This is a genomic window from Stutzerimonas chloritidismutans (assembly GCF_038562055.1).
Lineage (GTDB): Bacteria > Pseudomonadota > Gammaproteobacteria > Pseudomonadales > Pseudomonadaceae > Stutzerimonas > Stutzerimonas chloritidismutans_A.
The window spans coordinates 27,055-40,500 of record NZ_JBCFXD010000023.1 but is presented as its reverse complement, the minus strand read 5'-3'; the positions used below and the strand labels follow the sequence as shown (position 1 = coordinate 40,500).

11 protein-coding genes are annotated in these 13,446 nt (G+C 61.3%); 8 read left to right on the top strand and 3 right to left on the bottom strand.

Annotated features, from left to right (window positions below):
* Positions 1-184: 184 nt before the first annotated feature.
* Complete coding sequence (locus AAGW23_RS21125; protein ID WP_342408225.1) at positions 185-778, bottom strand: peroxidase-related enzyme; 594 nt, start codon at positions 776-778, stop codon at positions 185-187.
* 63 nt (positions 779-841) lie between these two features.
* Positions 842-2,518, bottom strand: a complete 1,677-nt coding sequence (locus AAGW23_RS21120; protein ID WP_342408224.1) for an AMP-binding protein — start codon at positions 2,516-2,518, stop codon at positions 842-844.
* 239 nt (positions 2,519-2,757) lie between these two features.
* On the opposite strand from AAGW23_RS21120, the gene AAGW23_RS21115 reads away from it, so the two are divergent.
* The 4 genes from AAGW23_RS21115 (at position 2,758) to AAGW23_RS21100 (ending at position 8,402) form a co-directional block, all read left to right on the top strand.
* Positions 2,758-3,921, top strand: a complete 1,164-nt coding sequence (locus AAGW23_RS21115; RefSeq protein WP_342408223.1) for an isovaleryl-CoA dehydrogenase — start codon at positions 2,758-2,760, stop codon at positions 3,919-3,921.
* Between the two features lie 104 nt (positions 3,922-4,025).
* Complete coding sequence (locus tag AAGW23_RS21110) at positions 4,026-5,633, top strand: carboxyl transferase domain-containing protein (RefSeq protein WP_342408222.1); 1,608 nt, start codon at positions 4,026-4,028, stop codon at positions 5,631-5,633.
* A 55-nt stretch (positions 5,634-5,688) separates the two neighbouring features.
* Positions 5,689-6,492 (top strand): gamma-carboxygeranoyl-CoA hydratase, encoded by an 804-nt coding sequence (locus AAGW23_RS21105; protein WP_342408221.1) that lies wholly within the window; start codon positions 5,689-5,691, stop codon positions 6,490-6,492.
* Positions 6,489-8,402, top strand: coding sequence for an acetyl/propionyl/methylcrotonyl-CoA carboxylase subunit alpha (locus tag AAGW23_RS21100; RefSeq protein WP_342408220.1), 1,914 nt, complete (start codon positions 6,489-6,491; stop codon positions 8,400-8,402). The genes AAGW23_RS21105 and AAGW23_RS21100 overlap by 4 nt, the downstream gene beginning before the upstream one ends.
* Before the next feature lie 200 nt (positions 8,403-8,602).
* Here the strand turns inward: AAGW23_RS21100 and AAGW23_RS21095 are convergent, their stop codons facing one another.
* Positions 8,603-10,225 (bottom strand): methyl-accepting chemotaxis protein, encoded by a 1,623-nt coding sequence (locus tag AAGW23_RS21095; RefSeq protein WP_342408219.1) that lies wholly within the window; start codon positions 10,223-10,225, stop codon positions 8,603-8,605.
* 152 nt (positions 10,226-10,377) lie between these two features.
* Here AAGW23_RS21095 and AAGW23_RS21090 point away from each other — a divergent pair, with 152 nt between their 5' ends.
* The 4 genes from AAGW23_RS21090 to AAGW23_RS21075 all read left to right on the top strand — a co-directional run bounded on the left by AAGW23_RS21090 (position 10,378) and on the right by AAGW23_RS21075 (position 13,185).
* Positions 10,378-11,292, top strand: a complete 915-nt coding sequence (locus AAGW23_RS21090; RefSeq protein ID WP_342408218.1) for a hydroxymethylglutaryl-CoA lyase — start codon at positions 10,378-10,380, stop codon at positions 11,290-11,292.
* A gap of 40 nt (positions 11,293-11,332) precedes the next feature.
* Positions 11,333-12,028: a CoA transferase subunit A gene (locus tag AAGW23_RS21085; protein WP_342408217.1), complete on the top strand. Its 696-nt coding sequence runs from the start codon at positions 11,333-11,335 to the stop codon at positions 12,026-12,028.
* A 2-nt stretch (positions 12,029-12,030) separates the two neighbouring features.
* On the top strand, positions 12,031-12,657 hold the full coding sequence (locus AAGW23_RS21080; RefSeq protein ID WP_342408216.1) for a CoA transferase subunit B: 627 nt from the start codon (positions 12,031-12,033) through the stop codon (positions 12,655-12,657).
* A 132-nt stretch (positions 12,658-12,789) separates the two neighbouring features.
* Positions 12,790-13,185, top strand: coding sequence for a MerR family transcriptional regulator (locus AAGW23_RS21075; RefSeq protein WP_102835083.1), 396 nt, complete (start codon positions 12,790-12,792; stop codon positions 13,183-13,185).
* Positions 13,186-13,446 lie beyond the last annotated feature (261 nt).

Sequence of the window (13,446 nt, the reverse complement as noted above, 5' to 3'; positions counted from 1 at the left end):
GATGCCATGGTGGAGGTACCTAGCGCAGACGCTGCCAGGCTGCTGAAGAGGAAGAAACGGCTCAGGGGTTTCAATTGCATGATCATCTCTCTTGTTATTGTCTTCGTTGGTGCAGCTGATGGACCCGACCTCGCTCCTGTCGAGCCGCATTTACCGCCAGGGCGGTAAATCTTTTTACTGCCGCTCAGTTCGCGACAGCCTTGGGCACCCGGCCCAGCAAATAGAACTCGTCGTTTGGCGGTGTTCTCGCCATCGACACCAGACGATTGGAAAGACCGAACAGCGCGGCAATCGCCCCAATGTCCCAAATATCGTTCAGAGTGAAGCCCATCTTTTCCAGTCGCGCCTGCCACGCGTCATCCAGCACGCCACGCTCAGCGGCGAGATGCAGCGCAAAATCGAGCATAGCCCGTTGACGATCACTGATTGTCGCGGTGCGGTAATTGACTGATATCTGATCGGCAAGCAGCGGGTCCTTGGCGAGAATTCTCAGAATTGCGCCGTGCGCCACGACGCAGTACAGACAGCCGTGATCGGCACTGACCGCTACGACGATCATCTCCTTCTCGGCTTTGGTCAGGCTGTCACCTTCCCTTTCCATCAAAGCATCGTGGTAGTTAAAGAAGGCACGAAATTCATCGGGCCGATGAGCCAACATAAGAAAAACGTTAGGCACAAAGCCTGCTTTTTCCTGCACGGCGACAATCCGCTCGCGGATATCAGCCGGTAGCGCGTCCAGTTTATCGACCAGTGGAAAACGACTGATGGCTTGAGTCATGTGGCGCTCCGAATGGATACACGGATGGGCAACCGGCCGGCCTCTGCCGACCGGGTAACCGTTCTAGTCAGCAAGCCCCAGCTCGGCGACGCTCACCTCACGCATGCGAAATTTCTGCACCTTGCCGCTGATCGTCATTGGAAACTCTTCCACGAACTTGATGTGCCTGGGCGTTTTGAAGTGCGCGATGCGGCCCTTGCAGAATCCGCGCAGATCGTCAGCGCTGGCCTCATGCCCCGGATGCAATTTGACCCAGGCGACGATCTCTTCACCGTAGGTCTTGTCAGGCACGCCGATCACTTGCACGTCTGCGACGGCCGGGTGGGTAAACAGGAACTCCTCGACTTCCCGCGGATAAACGTTCTCACCGCCGCGAATAATCATGTCCTTGTTACGTCCGACGATCTTGATATAGCCCTCGTCGTCCATGATTGCCAAGTCTCCGGTGTGCATCCAGCGCGCCCCATCAATCGCGCCGGCGGTAGCCTCCGGATTGTTCCAGTAGCCGAGCATCACGCTGTAGCCGCGGGTACACAGCTCGCCGATCTGCCCGCGCGGAACGATGCGGTTGTGCTCGTCTACAACCTTGCTTTCCAGGTGGGGCTGGGTGCGCCCAACGCTGGTGACGCGACGATCAAGGTCATCATCCGGGCCGGTTTGAGTCGAGACAGGACTGGTTTCTGTCATACCGTAGGCAATCTGCATCTCGGCCAGGTGCATGTCGTCGATAACACGCTTCATAACTTCGATCGGGCAGGTGGAGCCGGCCATGATCCCGGTACGCAGGCTGCTCAGATCCAGCGACTGCCGCTCGGGGTGGTCGAGCATGGCGATGAACATCGTCGGTACGCCATACATGCCGGTGGCCTTTTCTTCGGCCGCCGCCTGCAGAGCTGCCAGCGGTTCGAACGCTGCACTCGGATAGATCATCGTGGTGCCGTGGGTCACACAGCCCAGATTGCCCATGACCATGCCAAAGCAGTGATAAAGCGGGACCGGAATCACCAGCCGGTCATGTTCGCTGAGCTTGAGGCTCTCACCGACCATGTAGCCGTTATTGAGGATGTTGTAGTGACTGAGCGTGGCGCCCTTGGGGAAGCCGGTGGTGCCGGACGTGTACTGAATGTTGATCGGATCATCGAACTGCAGCTGCTCGCCGCACTGGCGAAGTTGTTCCGGGCCTACGTTATCAGCCATGTCCATCAGACTTTTCCACAGCAACATGCCATCTACGGGTTTGTCGCACAGACTGATGACGCCACGTAGCTCCGGCAGCATATGGCTCTGCAGCGCGCCGATTGCGGAGCGCTCAAGCTCCGGCAGCAGCTCATGGAGCATCGCGTGATAGTCGGAAGTCTTGAACGCATCTGCGCAGATCAGCCAACGGCAGCCGGACTGCTTCAGCGCGTATTCGAGTTCGTTCAGGCGATAGGCCGGGTTGATGTTTACCAGCACCACGCCCACCTTGGCGGTTGCAAACTGCGTGATGCACCACTGCGCATTGTTGGGCGACCAAATGCCCACCCGCTCGCCAGCCTTGAGGCCGAGCGCCAGCAAGCCTCGTGCGCAACGGTCCACTTCGTCGGCCAGCTGTGCCCAGGTGTAACGCAGGTTCTGGTGACGAACGACCAAGGCCTCACGGTCGGAGAACCGCTCGACAGCCCGGTCGAACGCCGCACCGATGGTCATCGGCAACAGGGGTTTGGTCTGCGGTCCGCAGGTGTAGCTCGGAAGACTCATGTCGAAATTCCTCAGTCTTATGTTTGTTATGAGGCCTTACTGCCACGACGGCTGCAGTTGACAGTCATTCGGGACGTGGTTACGTTAACGTAAAGGTAACAGCGTGACAACCCACCGCACCCTACGCCTAAAGTCGGTACGGAAACGGGACAAACTACAGGCTGAACCGCAGGTGAAAACCGGCTCCTACTCCCCATCGGCGGCCGGATGAGAACAACTACAAGACAGACAGGTGGCACATGAACTATTCAGGCCTCAACTTCGCTCTCGGTGAAACCGTGGACATGCTCCGCGACCAGACCCGCGGTTTCGTTGCGAATGAACTGGCGCCACGCGCCGAAGCCATCGACCGTGACAACCTTTTCCCCAGCGACATGTGGCGCAAGTTCGGCGACATGGGTCTGCTCGGTATCACCATAGACGAGGAATACGGCGGCGCTGGCATGGGTTACCTGGCGCATGTCATCGCCATCGAGGAGATCAGCCGCGGTTCAGCCTCGGTGGGCCTGTCCTACGGCGCGCATTCCAACCTCTGCGTCAACCAGATCAACCGCAACGGCACACCAGATCAGAAGGCGAAGTACCTGCCCAAGCTGATTTCCGGTGAGCATGTCGGCGCACTGGCCATGAGCGAGCCCAACGCCGGTTCCGACGTGGTCTCGATGAAGCTGCGCGCCGACAAGAAAGGCGACCGCTACGTACTCAACGGCAGCAAGACCTGGATCACCAATGGTCCGGATGCCAACACCTACGTGATCTACGCCAAGACCGACCTCGACAAGGGCGCCCATGGCATCACCGCGTTCATCGTCGAGCGCGACTGGAAGGGGTTCTCACGCGGCAGCAAGTTCGACAAGCTCGGCATGCGCGGCTCCAACACCTGCGAACTGTTCTTCGATGACGTCGAGGTGCCGGAAGAGAACGTGCTCGGCGCCGAAAATGGCGGGGTCAAAGTACTGATGAGCGGCCTGGACTATGAGCGAGTGGTGCTGGCCGGCGGCCCGGTCGGGATCATGCAGGCCTGCCTGGATGTCGTGGTGCCTTACATCCACGACCGCAAACAATTCGGCCAGAGCATCGGCGAATTCCAGTTCATCCAGGGCAAGGTGGCCGACATGTACACCCAGCTCAACGCCAGCCGCGCCTACCTGTACACCGTCGCGCAGGCTTGCGACCGTGGCGAAACCACCCGCAAGGATGCCGCCGGCGTGATCCTCTATACCGCCGAGGCGGCCACGCAGATGGCGCTGCAGGCTATCCAGATTCTCGGCGGCAACGGCTATATCAACGAATTCCCCACCGGCCGCCTGCTGCGAGATGCCAAGCTCTACGAGATTGGCGCTGGCACCAGCGAGATTCGTCGGATGTTGATCGGCCGCGAGTTGTTCAACGAAACCAAATAATAGGGCTGGAGGCGAACTCAGTAGGGTGGGCTAAAGCGGAACGACGCCCGACCCACCCTACGCGACCGAGCGCATCCACCCCGCGGATTGAACCGGAGCCGAACATGGCCATCCTGAACACCCAGATCAACACCCGCTCGCCCGAATTCGCCGCCAACCGCGACGCCATGCTCGAGCAGGTGGAAAGCCTCCGCACGCTGCTCGGCAAGGTCAGCGAAGGCGGTGGTGAGAAGTCCCAGCAGCGCCATGTCGCTCGCGGCAAGCTGCTGGTGCGTGACCGCATCAACGCCCTCCTCGACCCTGGCTCGGCCTTTCTCGAGGTCGCGCCACTGGCCGCCCACGAGGTGTATGGCGAGGACGTCGCTGCCGCCGGCGTGGTTGCCGGTATCGGTCGAGTCGAGGGCGTCGAATGCATGATCATTGCAAACGACGCCACGGTAAAAGGCGGCAGCTACTACCCGCTCACCGTTAAAAAGCACCTCCGTGCTCAAGCTATCGCCCAGCAGAATCGCTTGCCATGCATCTACCTGGTGGATTCCGGCGGTGCAAACCTGCCGCGCCAGGATGAAGTGTTCCCTGACCGCGAACACTTCGGTCGAATTTTCTTCAACCAGGCAAACATGAGCGCCGTGGGCATTCCGCAGATTGCCGTGGTGATGGGCTCCTGTACCGCCGGTGGCGCTTATGTACCGGCGATGGCCGACGAAACCATCATGGTGCGTAACCAGGCGACGATCTTTCTTGCCGGCCCGCCGTTGGTTAAAGCCGCGACCGGCGAAGTGGTGACCGCTGAAGATCTGGGCGGCGCCGATGTGCACTGCAAAACCTCCGGCGTGGCCGACCACTACGCTGAGAGCGATGAGCACGCGCTGGCCATCGCCCGGCGCTGCGTCGCCAACCTGAACTGGAAAAAGCTTGGCCAGGTGCAGCCGCGCCAACCACGTGCGCCGCTGTATGCCGCCGATGAGCTTTACGGCGTGATCCCCGCACAATCCAAGCAGCCCTACGACGTGCGCGAGGTCATCGCGCGGCTCGTCGACGGCAGCGAGTTCGATGAGTTCAAGGCGCTGTTCGGGACCACACTGGTCTGCGGCTTTGCCACGCTGCACGGCTACCCGATCGCGATCCTGGCGAACAACGGGATTCTCTTCGCCGAAGCCGCGCAGAAAGGTGCTCACTTTATCGAACTGGCCTGCCAGCGCGGCATCCCGCTGCTGTTCCTGCAGAACATCACCGGCTTCATGGTCGGGCAGAAATACGAAACCGGCGGCATTGCCAAGCACGGCGCCAAGCTGGTCACAGCGGTCGCCTGCGCGCAGGTGCCGAAATTCACCGTGGTCATCGGCGGCAGCTTCGGTGCAGGCAACTACGGCATGTGCGGCCGTGCCTACGACCCGCGCTTCCTGTGGATGTGGCCCAACGCCCGTATCGGCGTGATGGGTGGCGAGCAGGCTGCGGGGGTATTGGTGCAGGTCAAGCGAGAGCAGGCCGAGCGCAGCGGACAGACCTTCTCAGAGCAAGACGAGGCGCAGCTCAAACAGCCGATTCTCGAGCAATACGAGCACCAGGGGCACCCCTACTACTCCAGCGCGCGACTGTGGGATGACGGTGTTATTGATCCGGCACAGACGCGCGACCTGCTGGGGCTGGCAATCTCGGCGAGTCTCAACGCACCGATCGAACCGACCCGGTTCGGCGTCTTCCGGATGTAAGACCTGCGACAGAGCGGTAGTACAGACCGCTGGCTGGCGCGTACAGGAGAAGCAGATGACCGATTTTCAGACCATCGAATTAGACAAAGACGCGCGCGGCTTCGCCACTCTGTGGCTCAACCGGCCGGAAAAGAACAACGCCTTCAATGCCGAAATGATCCGCGAGCTGGTACAGGCCATCGACACGGTGCAGGCAGACAAGAGCCTGCGCTTCCTGCTACTGCGCGGCCGTGGCAAGCATTTCTCGGCCGGGGCGGATCTGGCCTGGATGCAACAATCGGCGAAGTTGGATTTCGATGCCAACCTCACCGACGCCCGCGAACTGGCCGAACTGATGTACAGCCTCTACCACCTCAAACTGCCGACGCTGGCGGTGGTACAAGGCGCAGCCTTCGGCGGTGCAGTCGGGCTGGTGGCCTGCTGCGACATGGCCATCGGTGCCCATGACGCCCTGTTTTCTCTCTCTGAGGTGCGCATCGGTCTTGCACCCGCGGTGATCAGCCCCTTCGTGGTCAAGGCTATGGGTGAGCGCGCCACTCGCCGCTACGCCATGACCGGTGAACGCTTCAGTGGCGAGCGCGCCCGCGACCTCGGCCTGTTGTCTGAGACTTACGCCGCCACCGAACTGGGCGACGCCTTGCACGGCTGGCTCGACAACCTGTTGCTCAACAGCCCGCAGGCCATGCGAGCCAGCAAGGATCTCTTACGCGAAGCCGCCAGCATCTCGCTGAGCCCGGCGCTACGCCGCTACACCGAAAATGCCATTGCGCGCATACGGGTCAGCCCCGAAGGACAGGAAGGCCTCAACGCCTTTCTCGAAAAGCGCACACCCAATTGGACGCAGGAGCCAGAACAATGATAACTACCCTGCTGGTCGCAAACCGGGGCGAAATCGCCTGCCGCGTGATGCGTACCGCCAAGGCCATGGGCCTGACCACCGTCGCCGTGCACAGCGCCATCGACCGTGATGCCCGGCATGCACGCGAAGCCGACATTCGCGTTGACCTCGGCGGCGCCAAGCCAGCCGACAGTTACCTGCTGATCGACAAGTTGATCGCCGCCGCCAAGGCCAGCGGCGCGCAGGCGATCCATCCTGGCTACGGCTTCCTTTCCGAAAATGCTGACTTCGCTCGCGCCATCGAGGATGCCGGCCTGATCTTTCTTGGCCCGCCCGCCTCGGCCATTGATGCCATGGGCAGCAAATCGGCGGCCAAGGCACTGATGGAAAAAGCCGGTGTACCACTGGTGCCCGGCTATCACGGCGAAGCTCAAGACGTGGAAACCTTCCGCGTCGCTGCAGAAAAGATCGGCTACCCGGTCTTGCTCAAGGCCACCGCAGGCGGTGGCGGCAAAGGCATGAAGGTGGTCGAGCGCGAAGCGGATCTGGCCGAGGCGCTGCAATCGGCCCAGCGCGAGGCGCAGTCATCGTTCGGCGACTCGCGCATGCTGGTCGAGAAATACGTCCTCAAGCCCCGTCACGTCGAGATCCAGGTATTCGCCGATCAGCACGGCCACTGCCTCTATCTCAATGAGCGGGATTGTTCGATCCAGCGCCGCCACCAGAAGGTCGTCGAGGAAGCGCCAGCCCCCGGCCTATCGGCCGAACTGCGGCGGGCAATGGGCGAAGCCGCGGTCAAGGCCGCGCAGGCCATCGGCTACGTCGGCGCCGGAACGGTCGAGTTCTTGCTCGATGCTCGTGGCGAGTTCTTCTTTATGGAAATGAACACCCGCCTGCAAGTCGAGCACCCTGTCACCGAAGCCATCACCGGCCTCGATCTGGTGGCCTGGCAGATCCGTGTCGCGCGTGGCGAGCCGCTGCCGATCACACAGGATCAGGTGCCGCTCAACGGTCACGCCATCGAAGTGCGGCTGTATGCCGAAGACCCCGACAATGATTTCCTTCCTGCCACCGGCACCTTGGACCTTTACCGCGAATCCGCTGCTGGACCGGGCCGACGCGTCGACAGCGGCGTAGCCGAAGGAGACCAGGTGTCACCCTTCTACGACCCGATGCTCGGCAAACTCATCGCCTGGGGGGAAAACCGTGAAGAAGCGCGCCTGCGTTTGCTGGCGATGCTGGATGAGACCTGCGTTGGCGGTGTGCGCACCAACCTTGCTTTTCTGCGTCGCGTAATCGGGCATCCGGCTTTCGCAGCGGCAGCGCTGGACACCGGCTTCATCCCGCGCCACGAAACCGAGCTGATGCGCGCACCCGGCGAACTGCCCGGCGCATTCTGGCAGCTGGCCGCCGGGCTATTCGTGCAGACCGAGCCGGCGAAAATTCGTGAGGACGACCTTCATTCGCCTTGGGCAAAGCGCGATGGCCTGCGCTTCGGTATGCCGGCGCGGATCGGCGTGCACCTGCAATGCAACGGTGAAAGCCGACTGGTGCGCATCGATACCGCCAGTGCCAGAAGCGAGTTGGCCGCCTCGCAAGCCAGCCGTCAGCCAAAGACCATCCGAAAGGACGAAACGCTTTACCTTGAATGGAATGGCGAGTTGCAGGCGGTCACCGCGTTCGATCCCATCGCTGAAGTCGAGGCCAGCCACCAACATCACGGCGGCCTCACCGCCCCCATGAATGGCAGCATTGTTCGCGTACTGGTCGAGGCCGGGCAGACCGTCGAGGCTGGCACCACACTGGTCGTGCTGGAAGCGATGAAGATGGAGCACAGCATCCGAGCCGCCGAAGCGGGCGTGGTGAAAGCCGTCTACTGCACTGAAGGCGAGATGATCAGTGAAGGCACCACTTTGGTAGAGCTTGAGTGATGATAGCCGCCGCAGGCCGGGCAATCGGGCAGGCTCTGCCGGCCTCGCCAGGCGCTGGCGGCGTAGGACCGGCCGCTCAGAACGGCAGTTGTAGAAGCGAGCCTGCTTGCGAAGGCAGCTACCCGAGAGGTCGCCGCTCTCGCGGACGAGCAATAAATCGCCCTTCACGCTCCGGGAGCTGCGCAGTCACAGCGCAGCGGCTACATCCGGAAACGACGCACCAGTCCATTCAGATCCACAGCCAGGCGCGACAGCTCCTGAGTCGCCACACTGGTTTGCTGCGCGCCAGCGGAAGTCTGCACCGACAGATCACGAATACTGACCAGGTTGCGATCAATCTCGCGGGCCACTTGCGCTTGCTCCTCCGACGCACTGGCGATAACCAGATTGCGCTCGTTGATTCCAGCTACCGTCTCGGCAATTTGCACCAAGGCAACGCCAGCCGCTTCGGCCTTGTCCAGCGTGGTCCGCGCACGCGAGGCGCCTTGTTGCAGCGCTTCGACGGTCAGTCCGGTGCCTTGCTGAATGCTGCTAAGCATCGACTCGATTTCTCGGGTCGACTCACCGGTACGTTTCGCCAACGCTCGCACTTCATCCGCCACAACGGCGAAGCCACGGCCGGCATCTCCGGCTCGCGCTGCCTCGATGGCAGCATTCAGGGCCAGCAGATTGGTTTGCTCGGCCACAGCGCGAATAACATCCAGCACACGGGTGATGTTGTGGGTCTGATTAGCCAGCTCACCGGCACGGGCCGAGGCGCTGACAACATCGTCCGCCAGCGCCTGGATCGACGCGATGGCGTCTTCGAGCTGCATACGCCCCTGCTGAGCCGACTCGCTGGAGGCTCGCGACGCCTCGGAGGTGGAGACAGCATTGCTAGCCACCTCTTCGACCGCACACGTCATCTCATTCACCGCCGTGGCAGCCTGCTCGATCTGATCGTTCTGCCGCTGCAAGCCCTCGGTGCTATCCAGCATGACAGCGCTCATTTCTTCGGCCGAAGCCGTCAGCACCTGGGCCGACTCGTTGATCTGCCCGATGATGCTGCGCAGGTTGACCTGCATCTCGCTCAGCGAGGTCAGCAGCTCAGTGGCTTCGTCGTTACCATTTACATGAACCTCATGGGTGAGATCGCCTTTGGCGATCTGATTCGAAACGGCGACAGCGCGACGCATGGGCCGCACGATGCTGGCGGTCAGCAGCAGCGCCAACGCAACAGTCGAGACCAACGCAACCAGGATCACCGAGGCAATCACCCTCTGCGCGTTCCGGTAAACGGACGTGGCCGCCTCGACAGCCTGATGGGCGCCCTCCTCGTTAAACGACCGGAGTTCCAACAAAGCCTGCTCGAACTGGTGACTCAGCTCGCTAACCCGCGCGCTCACCGCGGCAGCCCTGTCCTCACTCGGGTAGGCGGCAAGCACGCGCTGGCGCTCCTGAAGCGCTTGGGGATAGTTGGCGTATGCATTCTTGACGACACCGAACACGCGAGCCTCATCAGGATTGGATATATGCCCCTCGTAACGAGCCATCAGCTGGCTGAGCTCGTTCATTGCCGCAGAGATCTGCTCGTCACTCTTGCGAAGCGTTTCGGCGTCATGGAAGGCCAACTGCCGCATGGATTCGATACGCACGTGAGCAAGATGAAGCGCCATATCGTCAGCGGCCGCCTGGCTTGGCATCCAATCAGAATCGATCTCGCTGCCCGCGGCACGTATCGCTGCCATCTGCATCAGGCTGAACAACCCAAGCGCGGCCAGCAGCACGGCTACAAGCGCAAAGAACAGCAGCGTGCGATGGGAGATTTTCAATTTGCGTAGCATGGCGGTTCTCAAACGTGGTGGCGCCAGCAAGAGGCGGGGCTTCCAGTTTTATCTGCCATGCTGTTGATAACTTGAGCCGCAGAGTCTTGCTATGACCTGCCGGTCATCGGCTTTCACCACTCGGCGCTCGAACTTGTTCATGAGGACAACCAATGACTCCAACCACTGAAATGCCGCGTCGGGTACGCCTTGTGGAAGTCGGCCCCCGCGACGGCCTGCAGAACGAAAAGCAGCCCATCAGCGTTGCTGACAAGGTTCGCCTGGTCGACGACCTCACCAGCGCGGGGCTGCACTATGTCGAGGTGGGCAGCTTCGTCTCGCCCAAATGGGTGCCGCAGATGGCGGGCTCTGCCGAAGTGTTCGCGCAGATCAAGCAGAAGCCCGGCGTCACATACGCCGCGCTGACGCCCAATTTGAAAGGACTCGAAGCAGCCATCGAAGCCGGCGTCAGTGAAGTGGCTGTGTTTGGCGCCGCCTCGGAAGCCTTCTCGCAAAAGAACATCAACTGCTCAATCGACGAAAGCCTGGCGCGCTTCGCTCCGTTGATGACTGCAGCGCGCGAGAACGGCATTCAGGTACGCGGCTACGTCTCTTGCGTGTTGGGCTGCCCTTACGAAGGCGAAGTGGACCCCAAGCGCGTCGCGCATGTGGCGCACGAGCTGTTCGCCATGGGCTGCTATGAGGTTTCGCTGGGCGACACCATCGGTTCCGGCACACCGGGCAAAACCCGTCAGCTGATCGAGGCGGTCAGTCGCGAGGTTCCGCGAGACAAGCTCGCCGGTCACTTTCACGACACCTATGGTCAGGCGCTGGCGAACATCTACGCCAGCCTGCAAGAGGGGGTCTGTACCTTCGACAGTTCGGTCGCCGGACTCGGCGGCTGCCCCTACGCCAAGGGCGCAAGTGGCAACGTCGCCAGCGAAGACGTGCTCTACATGCTTAACGGCCTGGGTATCGAGACCGGGATTGACCTGGACATGCTGATCGCCGCAGGGCAACGCATCAGTGATGTACTGGGGCGCCCCACCGGATCGCGGGTCGCTCGGGCGCGTCTGGCCGCGCAATAACCCAACGCCATCGCCGCCACTCAAATAACAAGAGGCCTCCATGAACAAGATCTACCCCAACGCCCAGCAGGCACTCGACGGTCTGGTCGAAGACGGCATGACACTTGCCGTTGGCGGTTTCGGCCTGTGCGGCATTCCCGAAGCGCTGATCGAGGCGCTGCGCGACACGGGCAAGAAAGACCTTACCCTGATCAGCAACAACGCCGGTGTCGACGGCTTTGGCCTTGGCCTGCTGCTCGAGACGCGCCAGGTGCGCAAGATGATTTCCTCCTACGTCGGCGAGAACAAGGAGTTCGAGCGGCAATACCTGGCCGGCGAGCTGGAACTCGAATTCACGCCACAAGGCACCCTGGCCGAGAAACTGCGCGCCGCGGGCTCCGGCATACCCGCCTTCTATACCCGTACCGGTTACGGCACGCTGATCGCCGAAGGCAAGGAAACCCGCCAGTTCAACGGCGAGTGGTACGTGATGGAAGAGTCGCTGCCCGCCGATGTATCGCTGGTCAAGGCCTACAAGGCGGACAAGGCCGGCAACCTGGTTTTCAACAAGACCGCGCGCAACTTCAACCCGCTCGCCGCCATGGCCGGCAAGGTGTGTGTGGTGGAGGTCGATCATCTGGTCGAAACCGGCGAGCTGGACGCCGACCAGATTCACCTGCCCGGCATCTACGTGCAGCGCATCATCCATAACCCGAACGCCGAGAAGCGCATCGAAAAACGTACGGTGAGGAGCTGATCATGGCCTGGACACGCGAACAGATGGCGCTGCGCGCCGCGCAGGAGCTGCAGGACGGTTTCTACGTCAACCTGGGCATCGGCTTGCCGACTCTCGTCGCCAACTACATTCCCGAAGGGATGGACGTCTGGCTGCAGAGTGAGAATGGCCTGCTCGGCATCGGACCCTTCCCTACCGAAGACGAGATCGACCCGGACCTGATCAACGCCGGCAAGCAGACCGTCACCGCCCTGCCCGGCAGCGCGTTTTTCGATAACGCCATGAGCTTCGGCATGATCCGAGGGGGTCATATCAATCTGGCCATCCTTGGCGCCATGCAGGTCTCGGAGAAAGGCGACCTGGCGAACTGGATGATCCCCGGCAAGATGGTCAAGGGCATGGGCGGCGCGATGGATCTGGTGGCGGGGGTCAAGCGCGTGGTCGTCTTGATGGAACACACCGCCAAGGGCGCGCACAAGATCATCAAGCAATGCGACCTGCCGCTGACCGGCGTCGGCGTCGTCAACCGGATCATCACCGATCTGGGCGTGCTTGACGTGACGGAGCAAGGCCTGAAGCTGGTAGAGCTGGCCGACGGGGTGAGCTTCGAGGAGCTGCAAGACGCCACTGGTTGTTCGATCCAGCAATGAGTGGCGCGATATGGCCCGACGCCACTGTGCATCGGGCCAACGCAGCGTGTAGCCTTGACTCGCTTTCAAACCGTAGTAAACGCGCCCGGCTCTACGTGAGCCGTGGGTGGATAGGCAAAACTGGATACTTTCATGGCAAAGCAGACGTACAGCATTTCCGATTTGGCCAACGAGCTCGATATCACCACCCGCGCCATACGCTTCTATGAAGAACAAGGCATGCTCTCGCCGAAGCGGCGCGGCCAGGAGCGTATCTACACCCCCAAGGACCGTGTTGCCTTGAAGCTCATCCTGCGTGGCAAGCGCATCGGCTTCTCGCTCGCCGAATGCAAGACCCTGATCGAACTCTACGACCCCAAGGCCGGCAACCAGAAACAGCTGAACATCATGCTTGGCATGATTGCCGAACGCCGCCAGCAGCTCGAACAGCAGTTGCTTGATATTCAGCAGATGCAGCTGGAACTCGATACCGCCGAAGAACGTTGCCTCACAGCGCTGAAGGCGACCGTGGAAAAGGACGTGGGCTGAGTCCGGCCCGCGCTTCAGCGAAAGGCACCATGAAGGAAAGATCGCAGCGCCCGTAACGCCACACTTGCTGCTGGCTAAGCGGCTGCACAGTCCAGATAAATAGACACCAGTCCAGCATTTTGGACAGCTCGCCGGTCGGCTCAGATGAATGTCCGGCCAGTTGGACACACGCAAAGTTGGCTGAACGCCGAGAAGCCTCTGGCCCGTGGGTTATCAGGTTTTCCCACAGTCAGGCACAGAACCTGCTAAGTAATAAAGGCA

Excerpts from the sequence above, each read along its gene's own strand:
- AAGW23_RS21125 (WP_342408225.1), bottom strand. The coding sequence starts at position 778 with ATGACTCAAGCCATCAGTCGTTTTCCACTGGTCGATAAACTGGACGCG.
- AAGW23_RS21120 (WP_342408224.1), bottom strand. The coding sequence starts at position 2,518 with ATGAGTCTTCCGAGCTACACCTGCGGACCGCAGACCAAACCCCTGTTG.
- AAGW23_RS21115 (WP_342408223.1), top strand. The coding sequence starts at position 2,758 with ATGAACTATTCAGGCCTCAACTTCGCTCTCGGTGAAACCGTGGACATG.
- AAGW23_RS21110 (WP_342408222.1), top strand. The coding sequence starts at position 4,026 with ATGGCCATCCTGAACACCCAGATCAACACCCGCTCGCCCGAATTCGCC.
- AAGW23_RS21105 (WP_342408221.1), top strand. The coding sequence starts at position 5,689 with ATGACCGATTTTCAGACCATCGAATTAGACAAAGACGCGCGCGGCTTC.
- AAGW23_RS21100 (WP_342408220.1), top strand. The coding sequence starts at position 6,489 with ATGATAACTACCCTGCTGGTCGCAAACCGGGGCGAAATCGCCTGCCGC.
- AAGW23_RS21095 (WP_342408219.1), bottom strand. The coding sequence starts at position 10,225 with ATGCTACGCAAATTGAAAATCTCCCATCGCACGCTGCTGTTCTTTGCG.
- AAGW23_RS21090 (WP_342408218.1), top strand. The coding sequence starts at position 10,378 with ATGACTCCAACCACTGAAATGCCGCGTCGGGTACGCCTTGTGGAAGTC.
- AAGW23_RS21085 (WP_342408217.1), top strand. The coding sequence starts at position 11,333 with ATGAACAAGATCTACCCCAACGCCCAGCAGGCACTCGACGGTCTGGTC.
- AAGW23_RS21080 (WP_342408216.1), top strand. The coding sequence starts at position 12,031 with ATGGCCTGGACACGCGAACAGATGGCGCTGCGCGCCGCGCAGGAGCTG.
- AAGW23_RS21075 (WP_102835083.1), top strand. The coding sequence starts at position 12,790 with ATGGCAAAGCAGACGTACAGCATTTCCGATTTGGCCAACGAGCTCGAT.